At 61.9% G+C, this 16635-nt stretch carries 14 protein-coding genes and 2 tRNA genes; 8 read left to right on the top strand and 8 right to left on the bottom strand.

Annotated elements, in window-relative coordinates:
* Positions 1-12: 12 nt before the first annotated feature.
* The 5 genes from AB5767_RS00360 to AB5767_RS00380 form a co-directional block, all read right to left on the bottom strand.
* Entirely contained in the window at positions 13-1317 is a 1305-nt protein-coding gene (locus tag AB5767_RS00360; protein WP_368131546.1) for a tetratricopeptide repeat protein, read from the bottom strand.
* Positions 1318-1328: 11 nt separating this feature from the next.
* On the bottom strand, positions 1329-1871 hold the full coding sequence (locus AB5767_RS00365; RefSeq protein ID WP_006236059.1) for a peptidylprolyl isomerase: 543 nt from the start codon (positions 1869-1871) through the stop codon (positions 1329-1331).
* Between the two features lie 107 nt (positions 1872-1978).
* Entirely contained in the window at positions 1979-3121 is a 1143-nt protein-coding gene (locus AB5767_RS00370; RefSeq protein ID WP_368131547.1) for a zinc ribbon domain-containing protein, read from the bottom strand.
* A gap of 103 nt (positions 3122-3224) precedes the next feature.
* Positions 3225-5948 (bottom strand): HAD-IC family P-type ATPase, encoded by a 2724-nt coding sequence (locus AB5767_RS00375; RefSeq protein WP_368131549.1) that lies wholly within the window; start codon positions 5946-5948, stop codon positions 3225-3227.
* Between the two features lie 76 nt (positions 5949-6024).
* Positions 6025-6101, bottom strand: a tRNA-Arg gene (locus tag AB5767_RS00380).
* Positions 6102-6305: 204 nt separating this feature from the next.
* Between AB5767_RS00380 and aroF the strand changes: the two genes are divergently transcribed.
* The 8 genes from aroF (at position 6306) to aroQ (ending at position 14752) form a co-directional block, all read left to right on the top strand.
* On the top strand, positions 6306-7328 hold the full coding sequence (gene aroF / locus AB5767_RS00385; protein WP_368131551.1) for a 3-deoxy-7-phosphoheptulonate synthase: 1023 nt from the start codon (positions 6306-6308) through the stop codon (positions 7326-7328).
* A gap of 3 nt (positions 7329-7331) precedes the next feature.
* Entirely contained in the window at positions 7332-8246 is a 915-nt protein-coding gene (locus tag AB5767_RS00390; protein ID WP_368131553.1) for a prephenate dehydrogenase, read from the top strand.
* A gap of 36 nt (positions 8247-8282) precedes the next feature.
* Complete coding sequence (aroB, locus tag AB5767_RS00395) at positions 8283-9389, top strand: 3-dehydroquinate synthase (protein ID WP_368131554.1); 1107 nt, start codon at positions 8283-8285, stop codon at positions 9387-9389.
* The gene (gene aroA / locus AB5767_RS00400) at positions 9383-10702 is read left to right on the top strand and encodes a 3-phosphoshikimate 1-carboxyvinyltransferase (RefSeq protein WP_368131555.1); all 1320 of its coding nucleotides are present in this window, start codon (positions 9383-9385) and stop codon (positions 10700-10702) included. Before aroB ends, aroA begins: the two co-directional genes overlap by 7 nt.
* 1 nt (position 10703) lies before the next feature.
* Positions 10704-11801 (top strand): chorismate synthase, encoded by a 1098-nt coding sequence (gene aroC, locus AB5767_RS00405; RefSeq protein ID WP_368131556.1) that lies wholly within the window; start codon positions 10704-10706, stop codon positions 11799-11801.
* Between the two features lie 53 nt (positions 11802-11854).
* Positions 11855-13000 carry a prephenate dehydratase gene (gene pheA / locus AB5767_RS00410; protein ID WP_368131557.1) on the top strand — a complete coding sequence of 382 codons (1146 nt, stop codon included), beginning with the start codon at positions 11855-11857 and terminating at the stop codon, positions 12998-13000.
* On the top strand, positions 13001-14251 hold the full coding sequence (locus AB5767_RS00415; RefSeq protein ID WP_368131558.1) for a shikimate kinase: 1251 nt from the start codon (positions 13001-13003) through the stop codon (positions 14249-14251).
* 63 nt (positions 14252-14314) lie between these two features.
* Positions 14315-14752, top strand: coding sequence for a type II 3-dehydroquinate dehydratase (gene aroQ, locus AB5767_RS00420; protein ID WP_368131560.1), 438 nt, complete (start codon positions 14315-14317; stop codon positions 14750-14752).
* A 104-nt stretch (positions 14753-14856) separates the two neighbouring features.
* Here the strand turns inward: aroQ and AB5767_RS00425 are convergent.
* The 3 genes from AB5767_RS00425 to AB5767_RS00435 all read right to left on the bottom strand — a co-directional run bounded on the left by AB5767_RS00425 (position 14857) and on the right by AB5767_RS00435 (position 16612).
* A tRNA-Arg gene (locus AB5767_RS00425) sits at positions 14857-14933 on the bottom strand.
* 54 nt (positions 14934-14987) lie between these two features.
* The gene (locus AB5767_RS00430; RefSeq protein WP_368131561.1) at positions 14988-15755 is read right to left on the bottom strand and encodes an ABC transporter ATP-binding protein; all 768 of its coding nucleotides are present in this window, start codon (positions 15753-15755) and stop codon (positions 14988-14990) included.
* A gap of 11 nt (positions 15756-15766) precedes the next feature.
* Complete coding sequence (locus AB5767_RS00435; RefSeq protein WP_232219792.1) at positions 15767-16612, bottom strand: ABC transporter permease; 846 nt, start codon at positions 16610-16612, stop codon at positions 15767-15769.
* Positions 16613-16635: the final 23 nt, after the last annotated feature.

A 16635-nucleotide genomic window follows, 5' to 3' on the forward strand; every position in this document is an offset into this window, starting at 1 on the left:
CCCATAAGGTCACTACTGGTTGTCAGCAGCCGAGAAATCCATATCGAGCGAGGAAACGGCCCAGCCGATATGATTGTCGGAGCGCACGAATTTGACGGTGTACTGCTGCTCGCCGCCCTTGGACAGCGAAGCCTTGACCTTGGCGGCCGTCTCGGTCATGGACTGATCCATGCCCTCGACGGACACGGTGGCGCCCTGCGGAATCGAGGAGATGATCATCGACTTGGCGTCCTCGGACAGGCTCGAGGCCAGGCAAGACTCGGCCTTTGCGGTGTCACCGTCCCCGGCAGCCTGGAACAGATCGGAAACGACAGACTCCTGAGACGGGAAGCCAAAGCCGCGCGTGTAGGCAAAGCCCAGACCGCCCGCGGCGATCAAAATGAGCAGAAGCAGCACGATGAAGACTTTGAGACCCGTGTGGCGATGGCGACGACGGACCTTGGCCTGCTTACGATCCTGACGGTCCTGCTGGACCATCTCGGACTCGGACAGCGTAAAGAAGCCGGTGTCCGAGGGATCGGGCATAAACTGACCGGTCGCGCCCGTAGGATCGAGCGGATCGACGGCAGGAGCGTCCATCGCGGGCGCCGGAGCCGTGGCCATAGCCGTCTGGGCAGACAGTGCGGCAAGCGAATCATGCACGCGGGCAAGCTCATCGGCCTGCTCGGAGGTGAGCTGGTAGATGCCATCGGCAGTAGCGGCGTTAAAGGCGTCGAGTGCGTCGGAGGGGCGGCCGGCGGCAGAAAGCGCCTGACCCATGCCGGCATTGAGCGCACGCGTGTCGTCGCGGGGGCCGGCAAAGTCGATAGCCGTGCGGTAGGTCTCCACGGCATCCGCCGGACGGCCGAGCTTAATGAAGCAACGACCGAGCTCGCCGAGTGCGGCGGCAGGAGCCGGATTGGCGCCGTCGATGGCAGCCTGACGGAAGGCAGTACCCGCGTTGGCATAATCGCCCGACTGGAACAGCGCATTGCCCAGGCCCAGATAGGCCTTGAACGGCGTGGCATAGGAAGCATCCTGCGTAGCAGCAGAGAACGCCTGGGCGGCCGTCGTGTAGTCGCCCACGGCGGCGAGCGCCTTGCCGCGGTTGGTGAGCAGCGCGCCGCGCTTGCCGTAGGTGCCGTCGTTGAGGGCGGCAGCATAAGCCTCGGCGGCCTCGGCATACATGCCCAGGTGCATCAAGGCGTTGCCACGAAGGTGATCGGCCTCGCCCATAATCTCATCGGGAGTCTTTGCCGCCCCAAGCATCTGGGCTGCAGCGGAAAAATCACCCGCGCGGTAAGCGGCGCGGCCCTGTTGGATCAGCTGGCTATTCAAGGAAGTCCCCTTTACTCGTGAACGATCTCGACATGGACGATCTCGTCGCCGGCACGCAGCTGCGAAATCACATCGAGACCCTCGACCGTGGTACCAAAGACGGTGTAACCGGAATCGAGGTTATGCTGGGCGCCCAGGCAGAAGTAGAACTGCGAACCCGCGGAATCGGGGTCCATGGAGCGTGCCATGGCAAGGGCACCATCGACATGGCTGTTGCGCGGATTGGTGGCAAACTCGCCCTTGATGCAGTAGCCGGGGCCACCGGTACCGGGCATGCCGTCGGGGCCCTCAAGACCAGCGGCGACGTCGGCGCCGGACATATCGCGGGTATTGGGGTCGCCGCCCTGGATGACAAAACCGGGCACATAGCGATGGAACTTAAGGCCATCATAGAAGCCCATCGTAGAAAGCTCGCAGAAGTTCGCGACATGAATGGGAGCGCCCTCGCCGTCAAACTTGACCTTGATGGTACCCTTCGACGTCTCGATAACGGCGCACTCGTCGCCGGCAAGCTGATACTCGGGCGTGTAGAGCTCTTTCTTAAAACCAAACATGTGGTTCCTTCCTCGTGCGTTTAAAGCATATTTGTAAGAATTGTAGCAATAAGCATGCGCTTACATCAATTGCGCACGTAGGTTATGCCGACTATGGCGAACTAATTTTAGGAACGCTGCTGCGGCTTCCAGGAGCCCACGTTGGCGTCGTACTGATTCAGCGCGCTGTTGCCGCTTTGAGCGATGGGCGCCAGGATCTCGCTTTGGTGAGAACTCATCGACTCGCCATCGGGAATGGCCAGCGAGATGTCCCAACTCTGGCAGATCACGTCGACGCGCTCGTACATCCACTCGGCAAGCTGCTTTAAGTGGGCGATGTCATCCGCATAGACCGTATCGTCTTGCACCTTAAGGTTGTTGAGCTCATCTTGCGTCTTTTTGATCTGGTCGCGCAAGGCGTAGGCACTCTGCGACAGTTCCTGACGGGTGGACAGCGGCGTTCGAAGATAGCCGTTGTTAAAAGAATCGATGACCTCGCCGATCTGGTCCTCGTCACCGTAGGACACGATGGTCTGATACAGACCGTCGAGCCTGGTATAGAGCTGATCATCGGTGAGCACGGTTTCTTCCTGGACCACCTCGGCAGAATCGTCCTGCTTGGTATCGTCCTCAGTCGCCTCGCCCTTTTGGCGCGTGGGGAAGGTGGTTTGTGCAGCTTGGCCAAACTGGTCGTAGAAGCCAGGCATGACACCCATGGGATCGGTCGTCACGAACCAATAGGCACCGCCGCAAACGACGGCAAGGACCGCGATGATAATGAGCGGCTTGGGGATATGACGCTTGTGCTTGTGATAGGCGTCCTCGTCGGGATGCACCTTGCGCTTGGGTTTTTGAGCATCGTCATGCAGGGAAACGGACGTGGGAATATCGACCTTGGGGATACCGAAATCCTTATCGAAAGCCGACAGCACGCAGGTCTCATTGGGGTCAGCGGCGTCCGAAAGCACCGCAGCGGCAGAGGCCGGCGCATGCGGCACCTCGGTATCGATCTGCTCTTGCGTTAGGCGCGGAAAGCCCGCCGTGCGGCCCGCTGCCAGGTCGGATGCGGCCGCGTCCTCGGAGAGGATACCCGGAGCGGGACGTCCGCATTTGGGGCACGTACGATCATGCGGAGAAAGACGGGCACCGCAACCCTCACAGAACACAAACTCGGTGTGCTCGGGACCATCGCCCGGACCCACATAGGCGTTGCAGTAGGGGCAGAACGAGGCGCCGTCCTCGATAGTCTTAAGGCAATGCGGGCAGATCACGGCATCCTCTTTTCGAAGCAATTCAAACAATCGAGGTTAGAGCATAACATCGCCACGGCCCCACAGGAGCAAGGCACCAATTCAACATCGCCAGGGCGCGTAGTTACTTCTTCTTTTTGCTTGGCATCGAGACTTTGATGCCTTGGGCGGACTTGGTCACACGAGAGCGCTTAGCTCCGGTACTCTTCTTTTTCTTGGGCTGGGCCTGGGCCACGCCCTCGAGTGCGCGGGCCTCGGCCTCGCGAGCGGTGCGATCTTCGCGGCGCTGCGCCATGTCGGCGGCGACGCGCTTGGCAAAACGTTCGGCCGTCGAGCCCGTCGAGCTCACCTTGCCGCCACCGCGACCCAGGCGGACGCGCACACCGCGGCCAAAACCAGTTGCGGCATGACGACGACGCGGCTTGAGCGAATCCATCATCGTGGCGAGCTTAAAGAACACCGAGCAGGTAAAGACCACGATAACAGCCAAGATAACCATCTGGCCCATCGACAGGTTGGCAATAGACAGCAGCTCCGGGAATCCGATAACGCCCACCAGGATGCCGGCGACTACAAACACAAAGAGCACCACACGTAAGGGCGTGAGAGGCTGCGAGATGCGCCAGATTAGGCTGACGCTCGCCGCGCACGACGTAAGCAGGCACATCGTAGACAGCGTGAGCTGGCTAAAGCCAAACACGTGCGCCACAAAGATATCGAGCGCCGCAGCCAAAATGACCGCAATCGACGCCGGCAGTGCACGCTTGAGTACGTTGCTCAAAAACGCACCCTTCACACGAGCATTGTTGGGCTCCAGGCCCAACACAAAGCCCGGCGCGCCGATGCAGAAGAAGTTAATGAGCGTCATCTGGATGGGCTCGAAGGGGTACGGCGGCAGCGCGATACACAGCGCCGCCAGGCCCATCGAGAACAGCGTCTTGGTCAGGAACAGTGAGGCCGAACGCTGCAGGTTGTTGATGGAGCGACGGCCCTCGGCCACCACGGCGGGCATCGAGGCAAAGTCGTTGTCGACGAGTACGATCTCGGCCACGTTACGCGCGGCATCGGAGCCGGCCGCCATGGCCACGGAGCAGTCGGCCTCCTTGAGCGCCAGCACGTCGTTGACGCCGTCGCCCGTCATGGCCACGGTGTGCTCGCGGCGCTTGAGCGCCTGCACGAGCTCGCGCTTCTGCTGCGGGGTCACACGACCAAAGACATGGTAGCGGTCCACTGCGGCATCAAGCTTGGCCGGTGTATCGAGCGTCGTGGCGTCCACATAAGCGTCCGCCCCCGGCACGCCCACCACGCGCGCGATCGACGACACCGTACGCGGGTCGTCGCCACTGATCACGTTGAGGGTCACGCCCTGCTCGTTAAAGTAGCCGATGGTCTCGGCCGCCGAGGTACGAATCTCGTCGCGGATGGTCACAAAGCCCACGGGCTCGGCCTCGCCCACCATATCCCCATCGGGCGTAAAGCCGTCCACGCGCGCCACCACGAGCACGCGGCAGGTATCGGCAAGCTCGGCGACACGGTTCTCGACCTGCGAAAACACACGATCAGAGAGCACAAACTGCGCGGCACCCATCACATAGGAGCCCTGCGCAAAAGAAGCGCCACTCCATTTTTTAGACGACGAGAACGGAATGACCGACAGCGGCTCAGACACCTCGACCGGGCGATCGGCGTAATAGTTGAGCAGCGCCTGGCAGGTCTCGTTGGCATCGGCCGAAGTCGCACGCGCGACGTTAGCCAGCGCAAAATCGAGCACTGTGGTATCGACGGGAACAGCCGCCTCCTCCGAGTCCACGCCAAAGCCAACACCCTCAACAGGCAGCGGGTAGGTGCCCTCGACCTCCATACGACCCGACGTGATGGTGCCCGTCTTGTCCAGGCACAGCACGTCGACGCGCGCGAGCGTCTCGATGCAGTAGAGCTGCTGCGCCAGCACCTTGCGGCGGGCCAGGCGCACCGTGGCGATGGCGAGCACCGACGAGGTCAGCAGCACCAAGCCTTGCGGGATCATGCCCAGCAGGGCGCCCACCGTGGACAGCAGCGCCGACGAAGGCACATGACCAGCCAACAGCTCGGAGAAGCACCACGAAAGCGCGCTATCGCCCGGGGTTCCCGCGGCATCCCACAGCTCGCTCACACTCGAAGCAAACAGCGCCAAACCAAGCGGGATCATGATGATGCTCGCAAAGCGCACGATGGCGTTGAGCGCGTTCATGATCTCGGAATTGACCTTTTTGACGTACTTGGCCTCGTTATTAATTTTGGTCACGTAGTTGTCGGCGCCGACATGAATCACGCGGGCGCGCAGCAAGCCCGAGTCGATAAAGCTGCCGCTCATGAGCTCGGAACCGGGCTGTTTCTTAATAAGGTCGCTCTCGCCCGTCAGCAGGCTCTCGTTCACGAGCGCCTCGCCCGAAACCACCACGGCGTCAGCGGGAATCTGATCGCCGCGCCCCAGGCGGATGATGTCGTCGAGAACGATCTGGTCCAAGTCGAGCTCCACCTCGGCACCGTCGCGCACCGCGATGGCCTTCTTGGAGGTCAGCAGCGTGAGCTTATCGACCATCTTCTTGGAACGCATGGACTGAATGACGCCGATAGCGGTGTTCAAGAACACCACGAACAGGAACGTCAGATTCTTAAACGAACCGGTCAAAATGACCAGGAAAGCCAAGATCACGTTGATCAAATTGAACAGCGTGCAGAGGTTCTCGATGATGAGCTCTTTGACCGACTTGGTCTTGAGCTCCATGTTGCGGTTGATCTTACCGGCGGCGATGCGCTCCTCGACCTCGGCGGTCGAGAGTCCGCGCTCGATATCCGTTGCTGCCATACCACGTCCCATCACGTCGCGTCGGTATAAGAAAAACCGCCCGGACCATGCGAGGTTCGGACGGTCTTACGTTCGATGGTGCCCCATGTTGGATTCGAACCAACGGCCTTCTGCTCCGGAGGCAGACGCTCTAATCCCCTGAGCTAATAGGGCCAACGTTTGGCATTATACCCAAGTGCACCACGGGCTATCAAAATAAAAGAAAAAGCTTTGCAATTCCGAGGAAGACGCGACGCAACGGCCCACTTTAGAAGGCAAAAGCGAGTCAGATAGTATAAACTCTCATGCACCATATATACACGGCTCGCGATGCGGGCCGTTTTTGCAAAAGTTATCCATCGAGGTGAGAGGCACGCCATGATTGCAATTCTAAAGCAGAGCGCCAGCGACGAGGCCGTCGGCCATATCGTCAACTGGATTGAGAAAAAGGGCCTGAAGACCGATGTCTCGCGCGGCGAGAACGAGACGATCATCGGCCTGGTGGGCGATACGACCAAGATCGACCCGTTCCTGCTCGAGTCCATGGATGTCGTCGAGCGCGTACAGCGCGTCTCCGAGCCGTTCAAGCGCGCCAACCGCAAGTTCCACCCCGAGGACTCCGTCATCGACTGCGGCCACGGCGTCAAGATCGGCGGCGACCAGTTCCAGGTCATCGCCGGCCCGTGCTCCGTCGAGGGCGAGAACCTCATCCGCATCGCCCGCCGCGTGAAGGCCGCCGGTGCCACGATGCTGCGCGGCGGTGCCTACAAGCCCCGCACCTCCCCCTACGCCTACCAGGGCATGGGCCCCGCCGGCCTCGACCTGCTGTGCGAGGCGTCTGCCGAGCTCGACATGCCGATCGTCACCGAGATCATGGATCCACGCGACGTGCAGGTCTTCTTGGACAAGAAGATTGACGTCATGCAGATCGGCGCCCGCAACGCCCAGAACTTCCCCCTGCTCAAGGAGGTCGGCAAGACCCAGACCCCGATTCTGCTCAAGCGCGGTATGTCCGGCACGATCGACGAGCTGCTTATGGCAGCCGAGTACATCATGAGCGAGGGCAACGACAACGTCATCCTGTGCGAGCGCGGCATCCGCACCTTCGAGACCCGCACCCGCAATACCTTCGACCTCAACGCCGTGCCGGTGCTGCACCACCTGTCGCACCTGCCCGTCGTCGCCGACCCCAGCCACGCCACCGGCTACACCCGCTACGTTGAGCCCATGGCGCTCGCCGCGACCGCCTGCGGTGCCAACGGCCTGGAGATCGAGGTCCACGACGAGCCGAGCCGCGCCTGGTCCGACGGCGCCCAGGCCCTCACCCCCGATCAGTTCGACGACACCATGCGCCGCATCCGAGCCATCCGCGAGGTCGTCTGCCAAGAGACCATGGAGTAGCTCATGGGTACGGTGAGAAACGCGCGTGTTAACCAGGGCGGCCCCAAGTGCGCCGGTATCGTCGGCCTGGGCCTCATCGGCGGTAGCTTTGCCCGCGGCTATGCACAGGCGGGCGTTCGCGTGCTGGCCTGGGACCCCGATGACGATGTCATGACGGCCGCCAGCATGGGCACTGTCGCCGGAGAGCTCAACGACAAGACACTCGGCGAATGCGACATCATCGTCCTTGCCTGCTATCCCGAGGCATGCATCGAGTGGCTCGAGGCGCACGCCCAGGCGCTCGCCGACGCCACCGACACCGACGCCATCATGGGTCCCGTGGTGATCGACACGGTGGGTGTCAAGGGCATCGTGTGCGAGCGCGCCTTTGAGCTTGCCCGCGAGCACGGTTTTTACTTTGTGGGTGCACACCCCATGGCGGGTACCCAGTTCTCGGGCTACGCGCATTCCCGCGCCGACCTGTTCCAGGGCGCACCGCTCGTGCTTGTACCGCCCGCAGTGGACGATGCACTTAAGCTTGAGCTTTTGGGCCAGGTGCGCGAGATGGTGCGCCCCTTAGGCTTTGGCAAGTTCAGCGTAACGAGCGCCGCCGAGCACGACCGTGTCATCGCCTTTACAAGCCAGCTCGCGCACGTCGTCTCCAACGCCTATGTTAAGAGCCCGACCGCTCAGGTCCACCACGGCTTTTCGGCCGGCAGCTACCGCGACCTCACCCGCGTAGCGCACCTCAATCCGCAGATGTGGTCCGAGCTCATGATCGACGACGCCGATGCGCTCGCCTTCGAGATTGACCATCTGATCGAATCGCTCGGCGCCTACAGTCGCGCCCTTAAGGACCGCGACCAGCGCTATCTGGAGAATCTCCTTGCCGAGGGCGACCGCATCAAGCGCGCGCTCGACGACGAGGCCTCCCACTAGACAACCCATCACGCCAGGTCGAAAGGACCGAAGCTTATGGCGATTACCATCGATATCGACACCGCACGCCCCTACCAGGTGCATGTGGGCACGTTTTTGCTGGAGCAGGCTGGCCCACTCGTACGCGCCACCGCCGGCGGCACCCGTGCCGTCATCGTGACGGACACCAATGTAGGCCCCCTCTACCAGATGCCCGTTAAGCAGAGCCTCGAATCCGCAGGCTACGAGGTGAGCATCTGCACCTTCGAGGCCGGCGAGGCCCATAAGCGTGCCGAGACCTACGTTGGCATTTTGGAGTTTGTGGCCGAACACGAGCTTTCGCGCTCTGACGTGATCGTGGCACTCGGAGGTGGCGTCGTGGGCGACGTGGCGGGCTTTGTGGCCGCTACCTACATGCGCGGTTGCATGTTTGTGCAGATTCCCACAAGCCTGCTCGCCATGGTGGATTCGTCGGTCGGCGGCAAGACGGCCATCGACCTGGCAGCTGGCAAGAACCTGGCCGGCGCCTTTTGGCAGCCGAGCGTGGTTATCGCCGACGTGGGGTGTCTCGCCACCCTCACGCCCGAGCAGTTCGCGGACGGCTGCGGCGAGGTCGTCAAGCATGCCGTGATTGCCGACCCCGAGCTCTTCGCCGAGCTGGAGAAGACCCCGCTCACGCTTGAGCTGCTGAACCGCGACGTGGCCCGTGTGGCGCTCATCATCGCCCGCAATATCGACATTAAGCGCGCCGTGGTCGTTGCCGACGAGCGCGAAACCAATCAGCGCAAGCTCCTCAACTTTGGCCACAGCGCCGGGCACGCCGTCGAAGCCTGCGAGCACTTTGAGCTCGGCCACGGCAACTGCGTGTCCATCGGCATGGGCATCATCACGCGTGCCGCAGCCCTGCATGGCGTTTGCGATGCCGAGCTGCCCGATCGTATTGAGGAGCTCTGCGCCCGCCACGGCCTCAAGACCCGCTGTGACCTAGATGCCGATGCCGTCTTTGCCGAGGCGCTCCACGACAAAAAGCGCGCGGGCGACACCATCGACCTGGTAATTCCGCACGACATTGGCCGTTGCAGCATCGACCGCACGCCGCTTTCAACCTTCCACGATTTGATTGCCGAGGGCCTCGGCCAGAAGGGAGACGCTTCCGCATGTTAGCCCGCATCACCCCGTCCCCGCTCAAGGGCACCGTTCCCGCCATCGCGTCCAAATCGATGGCGCATCGCCTCATCATCTGCGCCGCGCTTGCCAACGGCGAGACGCACGTTACCTGCAACACCACCTGCGCCGATATCGAGGCCACGGTGCGCTGCCTCACGGCACTCGGCGCTCGCATCGAGACCGTCGAGGACGGCTTCCAGGTCCACCCCACCATGAAGAGCATTGAGTATGGCCTGCTCAAGGCCCTTGCCGGCGGCACGCTCGACTGCGGTGAGAGTGGCTCCACGCTGCGCTTTATGCTGCCTGTCGCCTGCGCGCTGGGCGCGGAGGCCACCTTCGTGGGCCAGGGCCGCCTGGGCGCCCGCCCGCTCTCCCCGCTTTCGGACGAGATCATCGCCGCCGGTTGCGACCTGCAGGGCCTGGGCGGTTTTCCGCTCAAGACGAGTGGCCGCATGCGCCCGGGCACCTTTGTGCTTCCGGGCAACGTAAGTTCGCAGTATATCTCCGGCCTGCTGCTGGCAGTCCCGCTGCTGGCCCAGCCCTCCTGCGTGCAGGTAACCGGCCTCATCGAGAGCCGCCCCTATATCAACCTGACGATCCAGGCCATGAAGGCCTTTGGTGTCGAGGTCAACGTCGAGCGCATTCCAGCCAAGGACGGTCAGCCCGAGGTCACGAACTTCCGCGTGAACAGCGGCTCGTACCGCACGCCCGGCAGCGTGGCCGTCGAGGGCGACTGGTCCAACGCCGCCTTTTGGCTGTGCGCCGGCGCCATCGGCACCAACCCCATCACCGTCGAGGGCGTGTCGCTGAGCTCCGCACAGGGCGACCGCAACGTGCTCGCCGCGCTTTCGCGCTTTGGCGCCCGCATCGTGCGCTCCACCAATGCCGCCACCGTCCAGTCTGACAAGCTCGCCGGCTTTGAGATGAGCGCCCACGACATTCCGGACCTGGTGCCCGTTATCTCGGTTGTAGCATCGCTGGCCCAGGGCCGCACGTTCATCCGTGACTGCGCACGCCTGCGCATCAAGGAATCTGACCGTCTGGTCACCACCACCCGCGAGCTTACCGCGCTGGGCGCGCAGGTGCGCATCGCCGGTGACGACCTCATCATCAAGGGCGTCGATGCCCTTACCGGCGGCGAGGTCGATTCACACAACGATCACCGCATCGCCATGATGGCCGCCATCGCCGCGAGTCGCGCCACCGGCGAGGTCGTAATCCACGGCGCCGAAGCCGTCAATAAGTCCTATCCCGATTTCTTCGACCACTACCGCCTGTTGGGCGGCAAGGTCACGCTCGAGGAGGAATAGCATGTCCTCGACCTTTGGCAACGTCTTGCACGTAAGCATCTTCGGCCAGTCGCACTCCCCCGCCATCGGCTGCTCGCTCGATGGCATTCCGGCAGGCATCGCCGTTGACCTGGAGCAGCTGCAGGCCTTTTTGGACCGTCGCGCCCCCGGCCGTGACGAGACCGCGACCAAGCGCCGTGAGGCCGATACCGCCCACATTATCGCCGGCATAGTTAATGGACACACCACGGGCGCGCCTATCGCCGCGATCATCGAGAACACCAACACGCGCTCCAAGGATTACTCCGAGTTGCGCCGCAAGCCCCGCCCGGGCCATGCGGACTTTCCGGCACGCGTGAAGTACCACAACATGCACGACGTCGCCGGCGGCGGGCACTTCTCCGGCCGCTTGACGGCGCCCTTATGCATCGCCGGCGGCATCGCGCTGCAGGCGCTCGAGGCCCGCGGCATTAACGTGATGGCGCACGTGGCGCAGATCGGTGGCATCTCCGATCTGCCCATGGACGACATGGTCTATCGCGAGGCCGACCGCAAGACGATCCTTACGAACGATCTGCCGTGCATTGACGCCGCCGCAGCCGGCCGCATGCGCGAGGAGATTCTGGCCGCGCGCGACGAGCTCGACAGCATCGGCGGCATCGTGGAGTGCGGCATTTACGGGCTTCCCACGGGCATAGGCGACCCCATGTTCGATGGCATCGAGAACCGCATCGCGCAAATCGCGTTTGGCATTCCCGCCGTAAAGGGCGTGGAGTTTGGCATGGGCTTTGCCGTGGCCGCCATGCGCGGCAGCGAGAACAACGATCCATATCGCATCGATGCCGAGACCGGCGAAATCGAAGTCGAGTCCAATAACGCCGGCGGCATCCTGGGCGGTATTTCGACCGGCGCGCCCGTCATGTGGCGCATGGCCGTAAAGCCGACGCCCTCAATTGGCCGCGAGCAACAGACCGTGGACATGGACGCCATGGAAAATGCCGAGCTCTCGGTCCACGGCCGCCACGATCCCTGCATCGTCCCGCGCGCCGTCCCCGTAGCCGAAGCAGCCGCCGCCCTCGCCATCTGGGACGCCCTCCTCGAGGACGCCGCCCAGCGCTAACCCGACTCACCTGGGTTGCCCGTCAACTCAGCCGTTACGTGAAAGGGGCCTCCATGGACCTTGCTGACATCCGCCAGGCCATCGATGGCATCGACACCACGCTCCTCAACAGCTTTGTCGAGCGTATGGACATTGCCACCGAGGTCGCCAAGTCAAAAATCGAGATGGGCAAGGCCGTCTTCGACCCCGCCCGTGAGCGCTCCAAACTCAACAATCTCGCCAGCCGCGCGCCCGAGCGCTACGAGGCGCAAACTATCACCCTGTTCCGTCTCCTCATGAGCATGAGCAAGGCCGAGCAGCAGCGCTACATCAACGAGCTCAGGGGCATCACGGTCTCGCAAAAGGCCCATGCCACGGCCGCAGCCTGTGACACGCCCTTCCCCCAGACGGCCACTGTCGCCTGCCAAGGCGTCGAAGGCGCCTACAGCCAGATCGCCGCGTGCAAACTCTTCGACGTGCCCGACATCGCGTTTTTCGAGACCTTCGAGGGCGTCATGCGCGCCGTGCGCGACGGCTTTTGCGAGTTTGGCGTACTGCCCATCGAAAACTCAACCGCCGGCTCGGTAAACGCCGTCTACGACCTGCTCGCACAGTTCGACTTCCATATCGTGCGCTCGCTGCGCCTCAAGATCGACCACAACTTGCTCGTCAAGCCCGGCACCAAGCTCGCCGACGTGCGCGAGGTTTACAGCCACGGCCAAGCCATTGCCCAGTGTGCGGGCTTTATCGAGTCCCACGACCTGCACGCCACCAAGTACCCCAACACCGCCATGTCGGCCGAGATGGTCGCCAGCTCCGGGCGCACCGATGTTGCCGCCATCGCATCGCGCAGCTGCGCGACACTCTATGGCCTGGAGGTGCTGGAGTCCAACATTCAAGACTCCGACAACAACTACACGCGCTTTGTCGTCATCAGCCGCGAGCCACGCGTCTATCCCGGTGCCAACCGTACCTCGCTCATGATCACCACGGCCAACGAACCGGGCGCCCTTTATCGCGTACTCGAGCGCTTCTATGCGCTCAACATCAACCTCATCAAGCTCGAAAGCCGTCCCATCCCCGGTCGCGACTTTGAGTTTATGTTCTACTTTGATCTGGACTGCCCCTTTGGCAGCAAGGCCCTCGACGACCTGCTCGATTCCATCGACGACGTGTGCGAAAGCTTCACCTACTTTGGCAGCTACACGGAGGTGCTCTAGATGACCGATACCGCCGCAACCCGCCCCTACGGAGTGCTGGGCCGCGTGTTGGGCCACAGCTACACCCCAACCATCTACAAGGAGCTCGCTGGGCTCGAGTACGTGCGATTTGAGCGCGAGCCCGAGGACCTCGCGGCCTTTATGACAGGCGACGAGTGGGAGGGCACCAACGTGACCATCCCCTACAAACGTGCCGTCATAGAATACCTGGACGAGCTGAGCCCGCTGGCCGAGCGCATGGGCAACGTTAACACTATCACACGCCTGCCCGATGGCCGCCTGCGCGGTGACAACACCGATTACTTTGGTTTCCAGTGTCTGGTCGAGGAGCTGGGGGTTGAGGTTACCGGCAAGAAGGTTCTCGTGCTCGGAGCCACCGGCGGCGCCGGCACCACGGCAAGTGTGGTGCTGGGAGATCTGGGCGCCATCGTTGTGCCCGTGGGCCGCACGAGCGAGGTCAACTACGGCAACATCGCGCAGCAATCCGACGCCGCCCTGCTCGTCAACTGCACGCCTGCCGGCATGTTCCCCCACTGCCCCGATGCGCCCTGCACGCTTGAAGGACTTGACGTGCTCGAGGGCGTCATCGACATCGTTTACAACCCCGCCCGCACGGGCCTGATGCTCGAGGCCGAGCGCCGCGGCATCCCCTGCATCGGCGGCCTGCTGATGCTCGTGGCCCAAGCGGCACAGGCCGTCGAGCGCTATACCGGCCAGGTCACCCCGCGCGGGCGCATCCTAGACGTAACGGAGCGCTTGTCACGCCGCGAACAGAACATCGCGCTGATTGGCATGCCGGGCTCGGGCAAGACCCGCGTGGGTGAACAGATTGCCCTGCGCACGGGTCGCGAGCACATTGACTTGGACCGCGCGCTTGAGGAACGCCTGGGGATGCCCTGCGCCGACTATATCGTCGAGCGCGGCGAGGCGGCCTTCCGCGAGCAGGAAACGGCGGCGCTGTCCGACATCTCCAAGCGCAGCGGCCTGGTGCTTTCCACCGGCGGTGGCGTGGTCACGCGAGACGAGAACTATCCGCTGCTGCACCAGAACAGCAAAATTGTGATGCTCAACCGCAAGCTCGAAGAGCTCGCCCACAAGGGCCGCCCCATCACCGCACGCGACGGCATCGATAAGCTCGCGGAACAACGTATGCCACGCTACCGCGCCTGGGCCGACCACATCATCGACTCACGCGACTGCGCCGCCAATACCGCCCAAGCCCTCCTCGACACCCTCCCACCCGCTCTCTAAAAAAACCACCACAAAGGGGACAGGCACCTTTGTGGTGGTTTCTCGACTGCAAAGGAAGCAACCATGAAAGCACTCGTCATCAACGGCCCCAACCTCAACATGCTCGGCATTCGCGAGCCGGGCATCTATGGCAGCGACAACTACGACCGCTTAGTGCAGATCTGCCAGGAAGCGGGCGCCGCACAGGGCTTCGACGAGGTCGAGGTCTTCCAGTCCAACCACGAGGGCAACATCGTCGACAAGATCCAGGAGGCCTACGGCAAGGTCGACGGCATCGTCATCAACCCGGCTGCCTACACGCACACGAGCGTGGCGATCCTCGACGCCCTCAAGGCCGTCGCCATCCCTGCCGTCGAGGTCCACATCAGCGCTGTCGAAACACGCGAGGACTTCCGCCAGGTGAGCTACGCCCGCCTAGCCTGCTTCGCCACCATTACGGGCGAAGGCCTCCAAGGCTACGCTCACGCGCTGGAGCTGTTGAAAGAGCATCTCGAAAAGTAAAATGCCAACCCCAACAAACAGCAGCGGCTTGCTTGCGCTCGGCTTCAGCAGCATACAAGACGAAAAAAGCCCGGACCACCAAGCGGTCCGGGCTTAATAAACGATGGTGCTCCATGGCGGATTCGAACCGTCGACCTTGGGATTAGAAGTCCCCTGCTCTATCCAACTGAGCTAATGGAGCAAATAACCGCACGCCCACGCAAGCGTAAGCCTGTCAGGCGCAAGTAATTATAACCTAGTTGAACTGCTCGCGGTACGCCTTGCAGACCTCATCGACCGGGCCGTCCATGCGAAGGTCACCCTTCTCGATCCAAACGGCACGCTGGCAGATGCGCTCAACCTGCTCCATGGAGTGCGAAACAAACAGAACCGTCACGTCGCCGCTCTGGATAAAGTGCTGGATGCGGGCCTCGCACTTCTGCTGGAAGAACACGTCACCGACGGACAGTGTCTCGTCAACGATCAGAATATCGGGCTCGGTGATCGTCGCGATTGAAAAGGCAATACGCGCCACCATGCCCGAGGAGAAGTTCTTAAGCGGCATGTCGACAAAGTTCTGCAGCTCAGCGAACTCGATAATGCCGTCAAAGTTGGCGTCGATGAACTCCTTGGTGTAGCCGAGCAGGGCACCGTTCAGATAGATGTTCTCGCGGGCGGTCAGCTCGGGGTCAAAGCCGGCACCAAGCTCAATCAGCGGCGCGATGTTACCGTGCACCTTAACGCTGCCCTCACTGGGCTCAAGCACGCCAGCGATGATCTTGAGCATCGTAGACTTGCCGGAACCATTGGTGCCGACCAGACCCACAACTTCGCCGCGATGAATATCGAACGAGATGTGCTTAAGCGCCCGAAACTCCTCAAAGAACAGCTCGTGCTTGGCAAGCTTAATGAAGTACTCCTTGAGGTTGGTCAGCGACTCAGACGCCATGTTAAAGATCATGGTGACGTCGTCGACCTCGACAGCCAGAGGCTGCTCGCTGTAATCAACAACAGATTCAGTCATCACAGCACTCCTTAGATGTAGAGGATGAACTTGCGCTCGGACTTATGGAACACGGTGTAGCCAATAACAAGCGCAAGAACCGCCCAAGCAACGCACATACCAAACGTCATAAGCGAGGGCGTAGTCTGGAACAGGAAGATATCGCGCATAAACTGCAGGTAGTTATACATGGGGTTCGCATAGACCAGAATGCGCACGAGATGCGGCATTTGCGCAACGAAGTCGGTCGTCCAGAAAATAGGCGTGATGTAAGTCCACGCCGTAATGACGACGCTCCACAGATGCATGACATCGCGGAAGAAGACCGTGAGGGCGGAGAGCATCATGCCCAGGCCCATGCAGAAGCACATAAGCAGCAGTAGGCAGACCGGCAGCAGAATCAGGTGCCAAGAAGGCATAACGTGGAACCACAGCATAACGATGGCAACGGCGACCAGCGAGAAGGCAAAGTTGACCAACGAGAAGAGCACCTTCTGCACCGGGAAGACCCAGCGGTGCACTTTAACCTTCTTGAGCAGCGGAGCCGCGCCCACGATCGACGTCAGGGCCTGGTTCGTAGACTCGGACATGACGGCAAAGGTGACGTTACCCACGATCAAGTACAGCGGGTACATCTCGGGCGTAATTGAGCCATTGCGGCCCTGGGCGAAAATCGTCGAGAACACGATGGCCATGACGATCATCATCAGCAGCGGGTTGAGCACCGACCATGCGACGCCCAGAACGCTACGGCGATACTTGATCTTAAAATCCTTGGTAACCAGCTGACGAAGGATAAACGCATCCTTCTCAAATTCGTTCTTAGCAAACGTCGCAGGCAGACTGCGAGTTTCTTGTTGCTTTGTCTGATCCGACACGGATGCAACTCCTTTACTCGTAA

The sequence above is a fragment of the Collinsella aerofaciens genome (assembly GCF_040926265.1).
GTDB lineage: Bacteria > Actinomycetota > Coriobacteriia > Coriobacteriales > Coriobacteriaceae > Collinsella > Collinsella aerofaciens_BB.

Bases quoted from the DNA above. Each gene is read 5' to 3' on its own strand.
- AB5767_RS00365 (WP_006236059.1), bottom strand. From the start codon at position 1,871: ATGTTTGGTTTTAAGAAAGAGCTCTACACGCCCGAGTATCAGCTTGCC.
- AB5767_RS00375 (WP_368131549.1), bottom strand. From the start codon at position 5,948: ATGGCAGCAACGGATATCGAGCGCGGACTCTCGACCGCCGAGGTCGAG.
- aroF (WP_368131551.1), top strand. From the start codon at position 6,306: ATGATTGCAATTCTAAAGCAGAGCGCCAGCGACGAGGCCGTCGGCCAT.
- AB5767_RS00390 (WP_368131553.1), top strand. From the start codon at position 7,332: ATGGGTACGGTGAGAAACGCGCGTGTTAACCAGGGCGGCCCCAAGTGC.
- aroB (WP_368131554.1), top strand. From the start codon at position 8,283: ATGGCGATTACCATCGATATCGACACCGCACGCCCCTACCAGGTGCAT.
- aroA (WP_368131555.1), top strand. From the start codon at position 9,383: ATGTTAGCCCGCATCACCCCGTCCCCGCTCAAGGGCACCGTTCCCGCC.
- aroC (WP_368131556.1), top strand. From the start codon at position 10,704: ATGTCCTCGACCTTTGGCAACGTCTTGCACGTAAGCATCTTCGGCCAG.
- pheA (WP_368131557.1), top strand. From the start codon at position 11,855: ATGGACCTTGCTGACATCCGCCAGGCCATCGATGGCATCGACACCACG.
- AB5767_RS00415 (WP_368131558.1), top strand. From the start codon at position 13,001: ATGACCGATACCGCCGCAACCCGCCCCTACGGAGTGCTGGGCCGCGTG.
- aroQ (WP_368131560.1), top strand. From the start codon at position 14,315: ATGAAAGCACTCGTCATCAACGGCCCCAACCTCAACATGCTCGGCATT.
- AB5767_RS00430 (WP_368131561.1), bottom strand. From the start codon at position 15,755: ATGACTGAATCTGTTGTTGATTACAGCGAGCAGCCTCTGGCTGTCGAG.